Source organism: Mycolicibacterium pyrenivorans (assembly GCF_025821625.1).
GTDB lineage: Bacteria > Actinomycetota > Actinomycetes > Mycobacteriales > Mycobacteriaceae > Mycobacterium > Mycobacterium pyrenivorans.
Genome location: NZ_JACKSH010000288.1, coordinates 25,072 through 42,837 on the forward strand (window position 1 = coordinate 25,072; position 17,766 = coordinate 42,837).

At 64.8% G+C, this 17,766-nt stretch carries 14 protein-coding genes and 1 pseudogene; 7 read left to right on the plus strand and 8 right to left on the minus strand.

Features of this window, described 5'->3' with window-relative positions; all coding sequences use genetic code 11:
• Nucleotides 1-286: 286 nt before the first annotated feature.
• The 5 genes and pseudogenes from H7I57_RS31765 to ripC all read right to left on the minus strand — a co-directional run bounded on the left by H7I57_RS31765 (nt 287) and on the right by ripC (nt 5,494).
• A pseudogene (locus H7I57_RS31765) lies at nt 287-1,043 on the minus strand (CbtA family protein).
• Between the two features lie 196 nt (nt 1,044-1,239).
• Nucleotides 1,240-1,968 (minus strand): lytic transglycosylase domain-containing protein, encoded by a 729-nt coding sequence (locus H7I57_RS31770; protein WP_011767854.1) that lies wholly within the window; start codon nt 1,966-1,968, stop codon nt 1,240-1,242.
• 580 nt (nt 1,969-2,548) lie between these two features.
• Nucleotides 2,549-3,313: a CPBP family intramembrane glutamic endopeptidase gene (locus tag H7I57_RS31775; protein WP_041321994.1), complete on the minus strand. Its 765-nt coding sequence runs from the start codon at nt 3,311-3,313 to the stop codon at nt 2,549-2,551.
• A gap of 166 nt (nt 3,314-3,479) precedes the next feature.
• Nucleotides 3,480-4,115 (minus strand): copper resistance CopC family protein, encoded by a 636-nt coding sequence (locus H7I57_RS31780; RefSeq protein WP_233211216.1) that lies wholly within the window; start codon nt 4,113-4,115, stop codon nt 3,480-3,482.
• A gap of 287 nt (nt 4,116-4,402) precedes the next feature.
• A complete protein-coding gene (gene ripC, locus H7I57_RS31785; protein ID WP_011896147.1) occupies nt 4,403-5,494 on the minus strand; it encodes a peptidoglycan hydrolase RipC in 1,092 nt (363 codons plus the stop codon).
• 293 nt (nt 5,495-5,787) lie between these two features.
• On the opposite strand from ripC, the gene ctaE reads away from it, so the two are divergent.
• From ctaE to H7I57_RS31805, 4 genes are all read left to right on the plus strand, one after another.
• Complete coding sequence (gene ctaE, locus H7I57_RS31790) at nt 5,788-6,381, plus strand: aa3-type cytochrome oxidase subunit III (protein WP_011896146.1); 594 nt, start codon at nt 5,788-5,790, stop codon at nt 6,379-6,381.
• A gap of 71 nt (nt 6,382-6,452) precedes the next feature.
• A complete protein-coding gene (locus tag H7I57_RS31795) occupies nt 6,453-6,722 on the plus strand; it encodes a hypothetical protein (protein WP_233211215.1) in 270 nt (89 codons plus the stop codon).
• A gap of 381 nt (nt 6,723-7,103) precedes the next feature.
• Nucleotides 7,104-7,721 carry a TlpA family protein disulfide reductase gene (locus H7I57_RS31800; protein ID WP_041801095.1) on the plus strand — a complete coding sequence of 206 codons (618 nt, stop codon included), beginning with the start codon at nt 7,104-7,106 and terminating at the stop codon, nt 7,719-7,721.
• 133 nt (nt 7,722-7,854) lie between these two features.
• Entirely contained in the window at nt 7,855-8,745 is an 891-nt protein-coding gene (locus tag H7I57_RS31805; RefSeq protein ID WP_233211219.1) for a cytochrome c oxidase assembly protein, read from the plus strand.
• A gap of 755 nt (nt 8,746-9,500) precedes the next feature.
• Here the strand turns inward: H7I57_RS31805 and H7I57_RS31810 are convergent.
• From H7I57_RS31810 to H7I57_RS31820, 3 genes are all read right to left on the minus strand, one after another.
• Nucleotides 9,501-10,445 carry a M56 family metallopeptidase gene (locus H7I57_RS31810; RefSeq protein ID WP_011896142.1) on the minus strand — a complete coding sequence of 315 codons (945 nt, stop codon included), beginning with the start codon at nt 10,443-10,445 and terminating at the stop codon, nt 9,501-9,503.
• The gene (locus tag H7I57_RS31815; protein ID WP_041801148.1) at nt 10,445-10,828 is read right to left on the minus strand and encodes a BlaI/MecI/CopY family transcriptional regulator; all 384 of its coding nucleotides are present in this window, start codon (nt 10,826-10,828) and stop codon (nt 10,445-10,447) included. The genes H7I57_RS31810 and H7I57_RS31815 overlap by 1 nt, the downstream gene beginning before the upstream one ends.
• Nucleotides 10,829-11,067: 239 nt before the next feature.
• Complete coding sequence (locus H7I57_RS31820) at nt 11,068-12,087, minus strand: M23 family metallopeptidase (RefSeq protein WP_011896140.1); 1,020 nt, start codon at nt 12,085-12,087, stop codon at nt 11,068-11,070.
• 510 nt (nt 12,088-12,597) lie between these two features.
• Between H7I57_RS31820 and ctaD the strand changes: the two genes are divergently transcribed.
• From ctaD to H7I57_RS31835, 3 genes are all read left to right on the plus strand, one after another.
• Nucleotides 12,598-14,316 carry an aa3-type cytochrome oxidase subunit I gene (gene ctaD / locus H7I57_RS31825; protein ID WP_264028450.1) on the plus strand — a complete coding sequence of 573 codons (1,719 nt, stop codon included), beginning with the start codon at nt 12,598-12,600 and terminating at the stop codon, nt 14,314-14,316.
• A gap of 162 nt (nt 14,317-14,478) precedes the next feature.
• The gene (locus H7I57_RS31830; protein WP_041801146.1) at nt 14,479-14,973 is read left to right on the plus strand and encodes a hypothetical protein; all 495 of its coding nucleotides are present in this window, start codon (nt 14,479-14,481) and stop codon (nt 14,971-14,973) included.
• A 1,062-nt stretch (nt 14,974-16,035) separates the two neighbouring features.
• Nucleotides 16,036-17,766 (plus strand): heavy metal translocating P-type ATPase (locus tag H7I57_RS31835; protein ID WP_443678349.1); only part of this gene is annotated, 1,731 nt, incomplete at its 3' end.

Genomic DNA, 17,766 nt, shown 5'->3' on the forward strand with positions numbered 1-17,766 from the left:
CGTCCTGACCACCCGGCACAACGCTCGCGGACAGCGAAGGGCGTTTCGCTAACCCATTGACCCGGCTCACGAAGCGCGGTCGCGCGGGCTGATTACCCGCTCACCGTTCAACCCGGCTCAGCTGATAGACCTGTAGGCCGCGACGAGGGAGCGGCCTGCTTGCCTGGCCGACGCCGCCAGTTCGCCTTCTTGTGGAAGATCTCAGCGCGAGGTACCGCGAAGTCACTGCGGTTGGACTTGTTGCCCTGACGCTGGCGCCTGCATGGCCGGGAATCGGGCGCCACAGTTAGTTGCTCGTTTTTTGGCGATCCGCGACTAGCCGCGACGTCATCGCGCCGAACACGAGGCCGATCGTCGTATAGATGACAACCTGGGTGCCGAGCGCGTAAAGCCGGAAATAGTAGAGGACATCGGCGGGAAAGCCCTCATAGACGATCGCGCCTGTAGCGTCGCGCAGCGGTGCCGGTGTTTCGTTGATCCGCGTAGGCCCCAGCGGCGGCCAACACCCCATTAAAGGCACCCAACCTGGTCACCCATCGGCGAGCCAGTACCACCGCGCCGATCAGAAGCGCCCCCGAGAGCACCACCATCAACACGTACAGCAGCGTGCGTTCACGGACGGTCTGGTCAAGACTCAACGCTGGTGGGTTGGCGGGGTATTTCAAGTTGGGTACGACGTACAAACTCAGCAGCATGCCGCCCGCGATGTAGAGCGAGAGCAGTCGTGCCGACACACCGCCGACACGGCCGTATGCCACCGCAAACACCACCGCGAACAAGGCGCCAATGGCGACGCTGAACGCGAGTAGACCGAGTCCCATGCCGATGTTCATTTGCACCGTGCGGGTGAACAGCTCGACGTTCTCTCCGTGGCCGGCGTGTCCCCCCGCCGAATCCATGGCCTCCCGGGCGGCACCCACGCCATCTTCGTACTCGATTGCCCGTGCAGTTTGCGGCGCAGCGAATAATCGCGCGAACACGAACGCCAGTACTCCCGCGCCGGCGCCAGCCAACAGGCCGCGCCAGATGATGTGCTTCTCCATCGTGTTCGTTCCCTTTCGGTTTCGGCATAACAAGGAAACATCAGCAGAGTGGTTCAGACTGGCGGTCGGGTCCATCGACTGGACCTTACGAGTGCCTCATCAGATGGCAGTTCGATCCTATGCGCGACCCGCCGCCGCGCCACATCTATGTGTCGATAATGCGCGCGACCGCATAGATTCGGCGACCTCGAAGTGGCTACAGAGAGTGGCCGGAAGCATAGGCTGTGGCCCAGTCTCGCACGCTGCGGGCGTACGGATCAGACTGGTTGTAAGCCCGCAGCGCTTTCATCCACCCCTGTGGCGTCGCCAGGTCGCCGCCGCGATTGCAGAGATAGCCGGCGGCCGACAGCGCAGCATCGTCGACATTGTCGGGACTGACGACGCCGTCGTTGTTGGCATCGACCCCATACAGCCGCCAAGTCTCCGGGATGAACTGCATCGGACCCATCGCCTGGGCGAATCCGGGCTCACCGTCGGGCGAGCCGCCGCCGTTGTCGATGATGCGCATATTGCCGTTCGAGCCATCAAGGCGTACACCACGAATCGGCGGAGTGACATCCCCGTTCGGGGCGATGGTAGCGCCGCGAAAGGTGCCGTTGCGGCTCTCGACCATGCCAATCCCCGCCAGCGTCGTCCAAGCCAGCTGGCAGTCGGGGTTCTCGACGTGGGCGACTCTGGCCGCATAGGCATATGCCTCCAGCGCGGTAGCCGGCATATTCAGCGCCGGCGCCCGCTGGGCAGCCCAGACGCGCAACTGGTCGGCGGGTCGGCCGCGGGCAGGATAGTCAATGTAGGGCACCGGGGCGCCCGAGGGTGGCGGAATACCTTCGGGCATCGAGGTGCCGATCTGGCACGAACAGCTGGACGCCACCAGCATCGCGGTCACGCCCACAACGGCGACAACCCGCACACGCACCAGCGACACTGGACTCCCTCAAGCCATTCTGGTCGAAGCCATTGTGCCACGGGCCTGAAGCCGGGGGTTCACCTTGCGTGTTGTGGGCGCAGACGTCCGAGCGGTGGCAGAGCCCATCGCCCCGCTCGACCTCAAGCGGGCAACGCGCAATCTTGGAATACCAGAGCCGAGGCTCGACGGTGGGATGTCTAATCCCGCGTGATCGCGCGTTTCGAGGACATGGGCAGCGGCCGTCGCGCTGCCCCGATCGATTGGGGTTACCCAGCAGCGGGAGATCACGATCATGCAAGGCCTTCTCGCAGAGCCTGAGCCGACGCCGTCCTTCGAGATCGTGTGCACGTCGGGACGCCAATGTTCTTTGAGCAACAACGGCTACGTAGGCAATAGTCGGCGGCTCAGTCGGTGTTGATGGCCACCACGCCCGTCTAGACCGCGGCAGCGTGACGGTGAGGGCATCGCCGGTGCTCTGCATCACCGCCGGCGGTGACGGATCCGCGTTGGGATCTCGGCATCGCGTTGTGACTGCCAGCTCTAGGCCCGCGCCGCGGGTGGTCGGTCTGGGCTAGGTCCCAGGAGGGTTGCGGTGAACTCAATACAGCCAGTTCAGTTGATCCGCGACCAGCGCATAGCCGACGTAGGCCACCGTGTTGATGACACCGTGTGCGATGATCAGTGGCCACAGCCGACCGGTGCGCCGCCACGTGTAGCCGAATACCAGACCCATTACGACGTTGCCCAGCCCGGCGCTGAACCCTTGATACAGGTGGTAGGTGCCGCGCAAAAGGCTTGACAGCACGAGCGCGGTGACCGGGCGCACCCGCAGTTGGTGCAGCCGGGTGAGCAGAAAACCCACCACGATGATCTCTTCGGCCCAGGCGTTGGCGAACGACACCAAAATAAGGACGGGGATGCGCCACCACGTGTCGTTCAGTTCCGAGGGCACTACCGATGCGCTGAGACCCAATGCGCGGGCGGCAAGATACAGCGCCAGGCCGGGCAGCCCGATAAGGGCCGCGAGCCCGATGCCACCGAGCAGGTCGACCCGGCACCGTGGTCGGCCCAACCCGATTGCTGCCGGCCCAAAACCACTGCGCCACAAAAGGTATACCGCTAGAAGACCCCAAGCGACCAATTGGAAAACAGTCGCCAGATTAAGGCCGAGATCAATGAGGTCGAACGCGGAGCGGCGCGGGTTGAGCGCTATGGTCTGCCCCGCCAGGCCGAGCAGCACCGCCTCGATCAGATCCAGGATCGCGGTATAGGCGCTCAGAGCGAATGTCACCATCAACACAACGACGATCTCGATCCGCAGCGGCCGCCGCTGGTCGTCCGTGAAGGCGTCTGGGGCAGTCACTAAAAGCCACGGTAGCCTGCCAGGTTCAGACCTGCTAATCACATAACCTGTCGAGGAAGGGCAGCCGTCAGCGCCCGTGATCGTCTGGGGCGCATCATTTCTTGATTGCCCATACCCCTATCAAGACATCACTGGCCCAGCGTCAGGTCCACTGCTCATAGCCCATTCAGTCTCTCCGACCAGAAGGAGGTGATGTGTCTTGTTCTCCACGTGAGGGCCCGGTTTCAGATCCGGGGTGTTTTGCTGCCTTCTTCCGGCGGTTTCGCCTATGTTGCCAGAACGCGATCGCACCTCCGAGCGCGAGACCGACGCCGGCCGCTGTGAGTACAGACGCCTTGGTGTCCGAACCGGCGGGCGCCGGGGGAGACGGGTCAGCGGTGATGGGTGCTGCACGGGCTGGCGCGGTTGTGGGTGAAGTCTGTTCGGGGACGCTGGCGATGGTGAAGGTGTAAGCGCCGGAGACAGGGTGGCCGTCTGCTGAAACCACGCGGTAGCTGACGGTGTATAGGCCCGTTGTGAGTCGGTCGGGTCCGACGGCGACGGTGAGGCGCGGCCCTTCGACGCTTGCCGACCCGGACACCCAGTTGCGACCATCGGCGCTGGTGACGGCGACGTCAGCGAACGCCGGATTGATCTCCTCGGAGAAGTTCAGCACGACGGCGGCTAATGGGGACGTCACGCTCGCGTCCTTGGCCGGGTCAGAACCAACGAGTGAGGTGTGCGCGGCGGCAACCCCGACCCCGGACAGCCAGAAGGCCAGCGCCGCCAGTGTGGTCATGACGGTGCGAGTGGCCAGGTTCACGGTCCTCCTTGAGCTTCGCGTCCGTCGCGCCAACACGGGGTCCGCGCACCTGAGTGTATGTTCTGGTCTGGCAACGCCAACGCCAACGCCAGTCACGCGTGCCTCAACACCGGCACCCTTGCAGGCAAGGGCTTCTACGACAACACCAAACGTACGACAACACCAAACGCCGCATAGTCGTCGAAGCCGTCAACACGGTGGGACCACCCTGTCCGGTACCGACCGACGGACTCGGCGATGGAACATTCCCTGGGAACCGTGGGGGCGGGCAACACAACGCTAGCCGGCTAGTAGCGGCGCACGTTGTAGATCGGGGCCGACGAGATCGGCGCCACCTTCACCGGAGTGCCGTACGTCGAGGCGTGCACCATGTTCCCGTCGCCGATGTAGATGCCCGCGTGTGAGGCGTCCGAGTAGAAGGTGACGATGTCGCCAGGCTGTACCGCGGTCGTCGCCACGGGTTGTCCGCCCGCCGCGAGCGCCTGACTGGATCGGGGGAGCGATTTGCCGTTCTGCAGAAATGCCCACTTGATGAGCCCCGAGCAGTCGAAGGCATCTGGTCCTGTCGCGCCCCACGAGTAGGGCGCACCCACACGGGTCAACGCCGCCTGCACGACGGCGGCCCCGTCGGCTGAGTTGGACGGACCCGGCCCCGCCGGCGCTATCGCCTCGGGCATCGCCATGATGGCCGGGTTTGCCGCTGGGGGGGCCGGCGGCGTGGGCGGCACGGGACCGGGATCGGCAAGCGCTGCACGTTGGTCGGGAGTGAGTGCGCGATATAGCGCCTCTACTTCGGCGATCTGTGTTCGCAGCCGGCTCTGCTTGGATTGCAGGCTTGCGCTGACCGCGGACGCCTGCTCCGTGGCAGTACGAGCTGCCAGCGCCGACGACTGCGCCGCACGCGCTGCGTCGTCGGCACGGGTCGATGCGGCGCGGAAAGCCTCGATACGGTCCGACATCTGAGTGGCCATCACCTTGCTCGCCGAGAGTTCGTCGAGGAGGCGTTGCGGAGACTCCGCGGTCAGCGCCGCGCTGATTGTGCTGGTGGAACCGCCCATGTAAGACGCAGCTGCCACCTGGTTCACGGCGGTCTGGTACTCACCGAGGTCGGCTCGCGCCGCGGTCATCGCCGCCAGTTCGGCGCGTTGACGATCCTCAGCCCTGCGCTGCGCCGTGAGTTTCGCCGCGAGGTCGAGTTCGGCCGAATAGACCGCTTCCGTGGTCCGCTCGGCCTCCCGAGAGAGCTCCGTCAAGCGGGCCAAGGCATCGGCAGCCGGGTCGGCCCACCCGACGCCGGCCGAGTCGCCGAGTGTCAGTGCCAGCACGATCGCCACGACGAGAGCACCCGCCGATCGGCATACCGCGCCATGGCGGTTCATCCTCAAAACACCAGTCCTCACCCCGCAGGGACATCTATGGTCTAGCTACGTAGGTCACGGAAAGATTACGAGTAACTGCGTCCAATGTCCACGCGCGCGGCATCGCTCAGCGGCCGTACACTTCGATCGCGCGCGCTCCATCGCATGAGGAACCGCTCAAAACCGCCTTTCCGCAGCATGTTTCGGGCAGGCGAACCATGGACCTGACGCCGCTACTATCACATATTTACTATGTGCAATAGTAGGTAGGAACTCAGTAGACCGTCTGCGGACTTGGCTCGACGAGGAACGACATGACAAGTGGCACCGCCATCACGGCACGGGTTCATTCCCTGAATCGGCCCAACATGGTCGCCGTGGGGACGATCGTGTGGTTGTCCAGTGAGCTGATGTTCTTCGCCGGTCTGTTCGCGATGTACTTCACCGCTCGCGCTCAGGCCGAGGAGTGGCCGCCACCACCCACCGAGTTAAACCTCGCGCTCGCAGTGCCGGTGACCCTGGTCCTCATTGCGTCCTCGTTCACTTGTCAGATGGGTGTATTTGCCGCCGAGCGCGGCGACGTGTTCGGCCTGCGCCGGTGGTACGTCGTCACGTTCGTCATGGGGTTGTTCTTCGTGCTCGGCCAGGGGTACGAGTACCTCAGCTTGGTGCGTGAGGGAACCACGATCGCTGGCAGCGCTTATGGGTCGGTCTTCTACCTCACGACGGGTTTCCACGGGTTGCACGTGATCGGCGGTCTCGTCGCGTTCATCCTGCTGCTTGTGCGCACGCGCATGAGTAAGTTCACTCCCGCCCAGGCGACCGCCGCCATCGTGGTGTCTTACTACTGGCACTTCGTTGATATCGTGTGGATCGCGCTCTTTGCCGTCATCTACTTCGTGAGATGACGGGGGGCACGCCGCGCAGGTGTCGACGATCCCGAAGGTGGCCGGCGCGGGCGGCCGTTGTCGTCGCAGTCGTGGCTACCCTCCTCGGACTCGCCTCGACGGTCGCGGCGAACGTCGCCGCGGAGCCGACGTCGGCGCAGGCCACCTCGACAGCTCCGCCACGACCCGTGGGCTCAACGCCGACCAAACACTCCTACGACGACACGCACCCCGACCAACCCGAAGTCGCGAACCCGGCGCTGTGGATCCTGGGTGGCGCCGTCGCGGGACTGGTCGCGATCGCCGTCATCATGTTGAGAGCGGGCAGACCTGCACGCCATCACCTCAACCGGGGGCCGTGACCTCAACGGCGAGTGAACGCTTCTGCGCCGATGGATCGCGAGCATGGTCGATCCGGCCCACCATGCCAGTCCGGTCATTCGGGTGAAGCCGGTGCACTAACATCCTACGTAGTCCCTACGTAGGATGTGGCGTGCGCAGCGGGCTCTTGCACCAGGGTCGCCGCCGAACGTCCCGTAACGGAGGTCGTTGTGTCGTCGCCAAAGTTCACGCCCTACGTTGCGCAGCTTCGAGTCGGCAGGCCTATATCTCAACGAGCGAACGTGAGAGGCGCTCAAATGACTCATCGACTGACCGATGCGCCTCGAATGTCGCGGTCGCGGCTGGACATGGGTGTTGAGCGTTGGTGCCGGCGGCGACCCCCGACACGTTGGTCACCGTTGATGCGGCGCGGCATCGCTGCAGGCCTGAGCGCGGTACTGCTCGGTGCCGCAGTGTCCGGATGCTCCAGCGGAGCCGATGCCGTCGCGCAGGGTGGCACATTCGAGTTCGTGTCGCCGGGCGGGCAGGTCGACATCTTCTATGACCCGCCGCTGAGTCGTGGTCGGCCGGGGCCGATAAGCGGACCCGACCTGATGGACCCTGACCGCACGTTGTCACTTGATGACTTCTCCGAGAAGGTGGTTGTGATCAACGTGTGGGGTCAGTGGTGTGGTCCTTGTCGAACCGAGATGCCAGAACTACAAAGGGTGTACGACGCGACCCGCAACGAGGGAGTCGCCTTCCTGGGCATCGACGTCCGCGACAACAATCGCGAAGCGGCGGTTGACTTCATCGTCGATCGCAAGGTCACCTTTTCATCGATCTACGACCCACCGATGCGCACGATGATCGCTTTGGGCGCGAGGTATCCCACGACCGCTATTCCATCCACCATCGTCTTGGACCGGTCACATCGCGTCGCCGCGGTGTTCCTGAGGGCGCTGCTCGCCGAGGATCTCGAACCGGTGGTCCGTCGGCTCGCCGCCGAGACCGCAACCGGCTCCGGACCACCGCGGTGAACGGTGACCCCGCCCCGGCCGCACGTCACCGCGGGGCCCGGCCGAGGCTCAGGCGCAACGGTGCGACTCGACGGAAGGCGGCACCGTGATTGGTCAGGTGGTGCTCCCCACCTCGCCGCCGTCGCTCTGGGCGATGCTCGGTTGGCTAGTACCACCGGTTCCTTTATTGCCCGTATTAGCAATTGTTTTGGCGGTCTGGTACCTGCTCGCCGTTCGCGTCGTCAGATCGCGGGGCCGCCAGTGGGCGTGGAAACGGACGGCGAGCTTCCTGGCGGGCTGTATCGCCCTGGCGGCGGTGACGGGCCTGGCCATCGACGGCTACGGCTACCGACTGTTCAGTGCCTTCATGTTCCAGCACCTCACGCTCTCGATCCTCGTCCCGCCGCTGCTGGTGCTGGGTGCGCCCGGCAGGCTGCTACTGAGGTCCACGCCCCATCGTGGACTCGGACGCTACGTCGTCATCTCCGCGCTCGGCGGACTGCGCTGCCGGGCAAGCAGAATCGTGTTGCACCCCGGCTTCACCATTCCGGTGTTCCTGTTGAGCTACTACGGCCTGTACCTCTCCGACCTGTTCGACGCGGCGGCGGCCAGCGTGGCCGGACACGTCACACTGCAAGTGTTCTTCCTAGTCAGCGGCCTGTTGTTCATCGTGCCGATCCTGTCGACCGGTCCCTTGCCGGTCCGGCAGAGCAACCTCGGACGCTTCTTCGACATCTTCGTCGAGATGCCGCTGCACGTCTTCATCGGCGTCATCCTGATGATGGCGCCTCGGACGCTCACCGAGACCTTCGCCCAACCTCCGCCGGACTGGAACGTCGACCCCGTCGCCGACCAGGGGGTCGCCGGCGCCTTGGCGTGGTCCTACGGCGAGCCGGTCGCCCTGCTGACCACGGTGATCTTCGCCATCCGATGGCGCCGTGACGAGGAGTTGGAGTCGGTGAAGAGGGAGGCCGACGTCGAACGCGACGACGCGGAATTGGCTGCCTACAACGCATTTCTGCGCCAACTGCACCAACAGCGCTGACCAGCTGCCCATCTGCCGAACACCGCCACGACGAGACGTGGGCAATATCCTGGCGCCGGACCTAGGTCGCCGCACATCGCCATCCCCGGAGAACCGCCCTAACTGCATCCGGTGGTGCGGCCGGAATCGTAAACCGTGCTGCTGATCATCAATTCGAGATACTGGCCCGCGACCTGGCGACGAGGGCTTTGTGTATCAGCGCATTCGCGCAACGATGGTTGCAACGGCTGCGAGAGCCGCCCATACCGCATGGATCGGTAATCGGGTCTTTACGGAATCCTCACTGACGCAGTCTATTCCGAATTCACTGGCATAGAAGAGGAGGAGACGATGAATGCCTTAGGCGCCCGGGCGCAGGCTCGACTATCCGGCGCTAGGGGACCATCGCCGCACCTGGTGCCGCGTGACAGTCAAGCAATGGTCATATACGTAGTCACATAGTAGGTTAGTGGTGTGAAGAGTGCACTGGCCGTGTCCTGCCAGGGACCGCGGTCGACTTGGCCACACCAGCATCACGCGCGGTCGGCGGGTCGGCTAGCTCGCCGATGGATCGCGACTGCGCTATTGCTGGCGCTGAGTTTGGCGGTGCTGGCCTTGCTCGTAGCCGACCCGGCCGCCGCTCACCTCATGGGCGTCTAGCTATCAGTACAAGCACCAAGCCCCTTGCGTAGCTGCAAGTTCAACAAGGACGCCGTCCAGCACCGTATTAGGACGCGCCAACGGTCGGTCGGGAAGTCGTTTGGCGCGTGAGCCGTCTACGCGAAGCAGATCAACACGCCCGCTAGGGACAGAGCGACGATCGCCAACGGTGTAGTGGCCATCGCTGCTACTGCACCGCTGAGCGTGACTTGGGTGCGGATGCGGGCAAACCTTCGTGGTGGCTTCAATAAGCGTTCGGCACGAGCGAGCACGGCGATACCGGCGGCGGCCAGACCGTGCGCCGGGGTGGTGGCGCCCGAGAGGGTCAACAAGCCAGCGAGCAGCGGCTGACGGCCGTGGCGACGAGCGGCCGCGTCGTCGGCGCACATCTCTAATAGAGAACTGATATGGCTGGCGGCGCTCGCGAAGAGGCCGCAGGTGGGCAGCGCGGCGGTCAGGCCGCGGGTCGCGGCGACGACGTAGGCGTGCCGGCCATCTAGGTGAGCACGCTCGTGGGCGACAACGGCAGCCAGTTGGTCTTCATTGAGTGCGGCAAGAGCTGCGGAGGTCACCACAATCGCCGGTGGGCGGCCCGCCACGCAATACGCCGCAGGCTCGGATGCTTCGATGACCACGACATCGCTGCCGTACGACCTGCCCACCAGGCGTACGGCGTCGGCATGCGCGAAAGTGTGGGAGCGCATGCGCCCCAGAGCGCGGCCGATTCGAAAGACGACGGCGATCAGACTACCGACGGCGATGGCTACCGCGACGGTTGCGACGGTTCGGGCCGGCCACCCGGCGTGGCCGACGAGAATGGCGCGCAGACGTTCCAGGCACGTGACGAGCAGCGCGTCGGGGCTGTCCCAATGCCCAGCGGCCTCGATGAGCAGCAGCGCGACGGCGGCGACCGCGCAGCCGATCACCGTCACGACAGCTGTGATCCACGCGGCTATCGCCAGGCGCGGAGCCCCGCCGTCGGCCGTGATGTGAACCAGCACCTTCGGTCCGGTGTACAGGACTGCCGCGACGTACAGCAGCAACGCCGCCGCGACGGTCATCAGCGACCCGACTTGCGGGCCAGACGCCGCAGCGCAGCACGCAAATCAGCGGATTCCTCCGCGTCGATCTGCGCCACAAAATGACTCAGGATCGCCTCGGATCGACCGCCGCCGCTCAGTGCCTCCAGCATGAGTCGTGCACTGTGCTCCTCGCGAGTCAGCGTTGGCCGATAGCGATAAGCCTTGCCGTCGCGTTCACGCGACAGCCAGCCTTTGCTGTGCAAGTTGTCCATCGTCGACATCACTGTGGTGTACGCAATGTGGCGTTCGGTGCTCAACTCGTCGAAGATGTCCCGTACCGTGGTGTCGGCGTCAGGGTCACGGTTCCAGAGGCGATCCATGATCGACGCCTCGAGTTCTCCGAAGCCACGCACCCGAGCCATGATCGAACCTCCTGAATTGGTCAGTAGGTAGCTTACGGTGTCGATCGGCGTGCCGACGCTGAAGTGAGCGCGCGGCACCGACTGCAACCTCGCAGCGGCCAGCCGGGCCAGGCAGGATCCTACTGAGGAAGTCAGTAATTGAGCTGGTAGCCTTCAGCGGCGGGCATGCACTTCGCGAATGCTGCCGGCCATGAGGCCGGGCCTTCGACCCCTCGGATCGCCCGGCCTCTCCAGGGCGCCTAGCCGTCGGGTACTCCCCGTTCCCCCAACCACGCCATCGGGTCGATCTTGTCAGTTCCATTGCGATGCACCTCGAAGTGCAGATGCGGTCCTGTCGAATTGCCTCGGTTGCCCATGGTGGCGATCTGGTCGCCGGCCATCACCCGCTGGCCGGTTTGCACCATGGTGGTGTCAATGTGCCCGTAGAGCGTCACGGTGCCGTCCCCGGCACGAATCTTGACCCACATGCCGAAACCCGGTGTCGGACCGGAAGCTATGACCTCGCCATCTGATGCGGCGTATATCGGAGTACCGACGGCGTTGGCGATGTCGAGACCGGCGTGCAGGGTGCCCCACCGGGCTCCGAAGCCCGATGTCAAGATGCCTCGGGAAGGAAAAACGAACTGTGGGCGCCGAAGTCGTGCCTCCCGCTGTGCCCGCTCCTGAGCGTAGGCCGCCCCGTTGGCCAACTCCTGTCGATGGATCCCGGCATCAAAGCTGTTCGCCACTGGGATGATCTGCATCCCCGAAGGGTCGGGCAGGGCAGCCGGGGACGCCGCAGTGTCTGCGACCAAAACCGGCTGCTGCGCATCGGCTGCGTTGACCGCTGTATTCGCTGCGGCAGCGATCGCGCCAACGGCGATAGCCGTGACGACCAGCCTGCTGTGCGCCGCGCCGGTGGCCGGGGGGATTTTTCGATGCGCCCCACAAGAAGCGCGGACGGTAGCGCCCGACAGCGCCCGGTGAGACGGAAGTGGGCTTCCCGGAAGCCTTGCCCCGCCGACGGGGATTGGCACGGTCGGCGGTTCTGACTTCGAAGCATCTCTCGGTGAGAGGAGCAGCCGCGGAGACTCGTCGACCACATCGTTGAGGTCGTCGAGTTCAGGTGCGTTCAACACCGCGAGCTCGATGGCAAGGGGATCAGTGCAATAGTTGGGCATATCCAGCATCGCGCCGAACTCGCCGAGGGCGATGATCTCGGTGACGTCGTTGGCGAGATCGGCCGGCGCGTTTGGTTGCGCGATCCGGTGATGCACCACTTCGAGACGATCCTTTGCCGTTACCAATTCGTTATCTGGTTGGCGAGACGCTAACCCAATGCCCGCGATTGGGCAAGCCGCCGACCGTAGCGAGGTCCCCCCGGCATGGCAACATGCTTCGCGCAAAGGGTTGAGGCGCAATCAGTTTGGTTACGTCAGAACGCAGCGCTGCACACAATCTCGATCCTTGGTACGTACGTAGTAGATTGCGAGTTACGGACGATCGCCAAGGATGGATGTCGTTCGGCGACCCACCTCGAAACAACTCCCGTCGTCGCCGGATAGCGCAACGCCGCGCGCGCAGAAAACGACCCTTCAGCGCTGGCCGGAGCGGGCGCGAGTGCTCTGCACCCGCCCCGGCGGGGCACCCGTCACCGGGCGATGTGGCTCACGCCCGGATCCGGGATGGCGCAGCTACGCAAGGTAGTACTAAGCTCCGCCGTAGAGTATCCTACGTATCTAGTCAGTAGATAATGGGAGCGCGTTCCGGCGCGTGGCGGAAGGGATTCAATGGTTGCCGATGCGCCACCGATCGCGGAACTGGAGGCACGCCGTCCTTTTCCTGCCCGGATGGGCCCGAAAGGCAACCTGATCTACCGGTTGATCACGACCACCGATCACAAGCTGATCGGCATGATGTATTGCGTCGCGTGTTTCGCCTTCTTCCTCATCGGTGGGTTGATGGCGTTGTTCATTCGCACCGAATTGGCGGTGCCGGGGCTGCAGTTCCTGTCCAACGAGCAGTACAACCAGCTGTTCACGATGCACGGCACCGTGATGCTGCTGTTCTACGCCACCCCGATCGTGTTCGGCTTCGCGAATCTGGTGCTGCCGCTGCAGATCGGCGCCCCCGATGTCGCGTTCCCGCGACTGAACGCCTTCTCGTTCTGGCTCTTCCTCTTCGGCGCGCTGATCGCCACTGCCGGGTTCATCACCCCCGGTGGTGCTGCGGATTTCGGCTGGACCGCCTACACACCCTTGTCGAGTGCCATTTATTCACCAGGCGCCGGCGCCGACCTCTGGATTCTCGGCCTGATCGTCGGTGGGCTGGGCACAATCTTAGGCGCGGTCAACATGATTACCACCGTGGTGTGTATGCGTGCGCCGGGCATGACGATGTTTCGGATGCCGATCTTCACCTGGAACATCCTGGTGACCTCGATCCTGGTGCTGCTGGCGTTTCCGCTCCTGACCGCGGCATTGTTCGCGTTGGCCGCTGACCGCCACCTGGGCGCGCACGTCTACGACCCGGCCAACGGCGGTGTTCTGCTGTGGCAGCACTTGTTCTGGTTCTTCGGCCATCCAGAGGTGTACATCATTGCGCTGCCGTTCTTCGGCATCGTGTCGGAGATCTTCCCGGTGTTCAGCCGTAAGCCGATCTTCGGCTACACGACCCTGATCTACGCGACGCTCGGTATCGCGGCGCTGTCGGTGGCGGTGTGGGCGCACCACATGTACGCCACCGGTGCGGTGCTGTTGCCCTTCTTCTCGTTCATGACATTCCTGATCGCGGTACCGACGGGCATCAAGTTCTTCAACTGGATCGGCACGATGTGGAAGGGGCAGTTGACGTTCGAGACACCGATGCTGTTCTCCATCGGCTTCATCGTCACGTTCCTGCTCGGTGGCCTGTCCGGTGTGCTGCTGGCCAGCCCACCGATCGACTTCCAGGTCACCGACAGCTATTTCGTGATCGCGCACTTCCACTACGTCCTCTTCGGCACCATCGTGTTCGCCACCTACGCGGGCATCTACTTCTGGTTCCCGAAGATGACGGGCCGCCTGCTCGACGAGCGCCTCGGCAAACTGCACTTTTGGCTAACCTTCATCGGCTTCCACACCACGTTCCTGGTGCAGCACTGGCTGGGCAACGAGGGCATGCCGCGCCGCTACGCCGACTACCTGCCCAGCGACGGCTTCACCACGCTGAACATCGTGTCCACCATCGGTGCATTCATCCTGGGCATCTTCAAGAGCTGGCGCTACGGCGAGGTCGTCACCGTCGACGATCCGTGGGGCTATGGCAATTCGCTCGAGTGGGCCACCAGCTGCCCGCCGCCGCGGCACAACTTCACCGAGCTGCCCCGCATCCGGTCGGAGCGTCCAGCCTTCGAGCTGCACTACCCGCACATGGTCGAGCGGATGCGCGCCGAAGCCCACGTGGGTCGCGCGCACGGTCCCGAGGACGGCGACGTCACCAGGATCGACGACGTCGAAGTGCGCACCTAAACGGCCCGCCATGATGCCGAAAAGCGAGAAAGTACGCCATTCCATTCTGATGCAACGCCATTCGCAGGACGTTCGGATTCTGAGGCAGATGCGCCCGCGGTCGAAGCCAAGGTGGGTCGGCGAATCGCCTGGGCCGTCGAAGTGATCAGGGGAGACTTCGAGATGGCTGAGGTGATGTGGGAGGCCGCCGAACCCTGCCTATCAGAAGAGCAGCGTTTGGCCGCGCTCACGGCGCTACATGTTGGTGAGCCGAGCCAGGCCCTACTGGTGGTGGTCACAGCCCTATCCCGCAGCGGGCACCCCCTGCCGTCCGCGTTACACGTGGAGTTCCAGGAATGGTTGCGCCGGCGTCCAGGTTCAGGATCGCCCGCCGATTGGACGCTCCTCGAAATTCGCGTCGCGGCAGCCGACGTTAGGGCAACTGCCGACGTGGGCATGATCGACGGTCGTTACGGCGAAGCAACCCTCTGTTACTTCGTTCTCGACGACGCCGGCGTGGTCGATGCCTCCCGCGAGCACCAAGCCGCCGCGCTCAGGAAATGGCTATCAGCTAATCGACCGAGCCCACCGCTCCGAACGGATATGCGGCTCAATGGCTTCGGATATCTCCTTGATGACCCCCACCCTCCGTCATGCGATGGGCTAGACACGCCGTGAACGTTCACGGGTCGTGGCAGCCGCCCGCACGCCGGACGTGGGCGGCGGCGATTGTCTCTCGGCGGCGCCGCGCTCGCCATCGAATCTTTCTGGTCGATGCATCCGCTCAATCGACATCGGTGTGACGCATCGTGCCGACGTGGCTGACTTCGTGGACGAGGGTTGACGGTTCATATGCACACATGCGTATTATCGCATGTATGGCAGATCGCAACGGCGAGAGGGTGAGCCGGCTCGGCCACGACGGAACGCCCACGAATAGGACCCTGGCTCTCGACCTGACAGACCTGCTTCCCGGTAGCGACGAGCGTTGTGCTGACCGCCTGACGCGCGGCCTAGTGGATGACGGGATCATCGAAGTGGCCCACGTCATCGATGGCGACACGACCAAACCCCGCCTGTGNGTGCACTACGACGCCGAGGCTGCGTCCGCAACAGAAGTGCAGCGGCGGGCTCTGCAGGCGGCCGACACGATCACGTCGACGTACGGGCACCTTCGCTGGNGTGCACTACGACGCCGAGGCTGCGTCCGCAACAGAAGTGCAGCGGCGGGCTCTGCAGGCGGCCGACACGATCACGTCGACGTACGGGCACCTTCGCTGGTTGACTACAGGCACTCATGACGACGAGNCGATACGAACTGCGCTCGCCGACACGCTCTCGACGATGCCTGGCGTGGTCGCNGCAGTAGCGACACCCGATTCNATCGAGCTGGAGTTCGAGCGGGCGACGGTGACGGCCCAAGAGCTTGTAGACGTCATTGCTGCGCAGGTGGCGCCGTCGAGGAGTGCCGCCGCGGTTGAAGCCGCCGTCGCGCACGAGANAGACGGCGCCGACCATCAACANGGTCACGGCGGGATCTTCGGCGAGCGCACCGAACTGGTCTTCGCGGGACTGGCGGGCTCGCTGCTGCTCACGGGCTGGTTACTGGCTGCCTTCGCCGATACGCCGCGCTCGGCCGAGGTGGTGGTCTACGGCCTGGCGTTCTTCTTCGGCGCGTTCTTCACCGTGCAGGAAGCCTTTGCCAGTGTGCGGCAGGGCCGGTTTGAGATCGACTTCCTCATGCTCGTCTCTGCCGCGGGTGCGGCGGCGCTCGGCGAAATCGCCGAAGGCGCGCTCCTTCTGTTCCTCTTCAGCGTCGGACACGCACTCGAGGGCTATGCGATGGGCCGGGCTCGCCGGGCGATCGAAGCGCTCGCCGAACTCGCCCCGAAGACGGCGCTGGTGCGGCGCGGCGGCACNGGCGACACCGTCGAAGTNTCCGTTGCGGACCTGCGCNTTGGNGACATCGTCGTCGTGCGCCCCAACATGCGTCTGGCCGCAGACGGCTTCGTCGTGGCAGGCAGCAGCAGCATCGANCAAGCCCCGGTGACCGGGGAGAGCGTCCCCGTCGACAAGAGTCCGGTCCCGGACGTGGCGGCAGCCGCCGCGTCACCCGAGCTCATCGACGCGGCATCGCGGGTGTTCGCCGGCACCATCAACGGTGCCGGCGCCATCGAGGTTCAGGTGACCCGGCTCGCNGGTGACTCCACCCTGGCCCGCGTGGTGCGTCTGGTGGCCGAGGCGCAAACCAAGACCACCTCCACGCAGCGCTTCACCGACCGGTTCCAGCGCGTTTTCGTGCCCGTGATCCTGGTCGGTGTGGTCCTGCTGCTCTTCGCCGGGTTCGTGGTCGACGAGCCGTTTACTGACACGGTGTACCGGGCGCTTGCCGTTCTGGTGGCGGCCAGNCCGTGTGCGCTGGCGATNGCCACGCCCAGCGCGGTGTTGTCGGCGGTGGCGNGGGCGGCGCGGGCCGGCATCCTGATGAAGGGCGGTGCCGCATTGGAGGAACTTGGCCGGGTCGACGTGCTGGCCTTTGACAAGACCGGCACCCTCACCGAGGGGCGGCCCAGGATCGCCGATGTCTGCGCCACAGCAGACAGCGACGACGCCGAACTGTTGAGGATCGCCGTGGCCGTGGAGGAGCAAAGCGACCATCCGCTCGCCCGCGCTATCGTCCGCGATGGCCGCGAGCGCCTGGCCGGTGCGGTGACACCCCGCGCGTCCGACGTCCGTGCGGTGATCGGCCGCGGCATCGTCGCGTCCGTCGATGGGATTGAGGTCTGGATCGGCAAGACGGAGTTGTTCACCGACGCCGCTCAGCCCCCGCCGCTTGAGTTGGCGGCAGAGGTGGATCGACTCGAACAGGCGGGGCGCACAACGATGCTCGTCCGCGCGGGCGACCGATGGTTGGGCGCGATCGGATTGATGGACCTTCCTCGGCCGGAGGCGTCGGCGGTCGTAGCACGTCTTGCCGCACTCGGCGTGANGAACACCGTGATGCTGTCGGGGGACAACCAGCGGGTGGCCGATGCCGTCGCCGCCGAGGTCGGTGTCGCCGACGCTCGCGGCGANCTGATGCCCGAGGACAAGGTGGCTCAGATCGCCGCCCTCCGGGAACGCGGCGGCCGCGTTGGGATGGTCGGTGACGGTGTCAACGATGCGCCCGCGATGGCTGGCGCGAATGTGGGTATTGCGATGGGGGCGGCGGGCTCCGACGTGGCGTTGGAGACCGCTGACGTTGCGTTAATGGCCGACGACCTGCGCGCNTTGCCGTTTGCGGTGAGCCTGAGCCGCCGCTNCTCNCGCGTCATCAAGCAGAATCTGTGGGCCAGTCTCGGAATCGTCGCGGTCCTCATCCCGGCGACGGTCTTTGGTCTGGGCATCGGTCCCGCCGTGCTCATTCACGAAGGCTCTACTCTTATCGTCGTCGCCAATGCGTTGCGCCTCCTCGGGATGCCGATGCAGTCG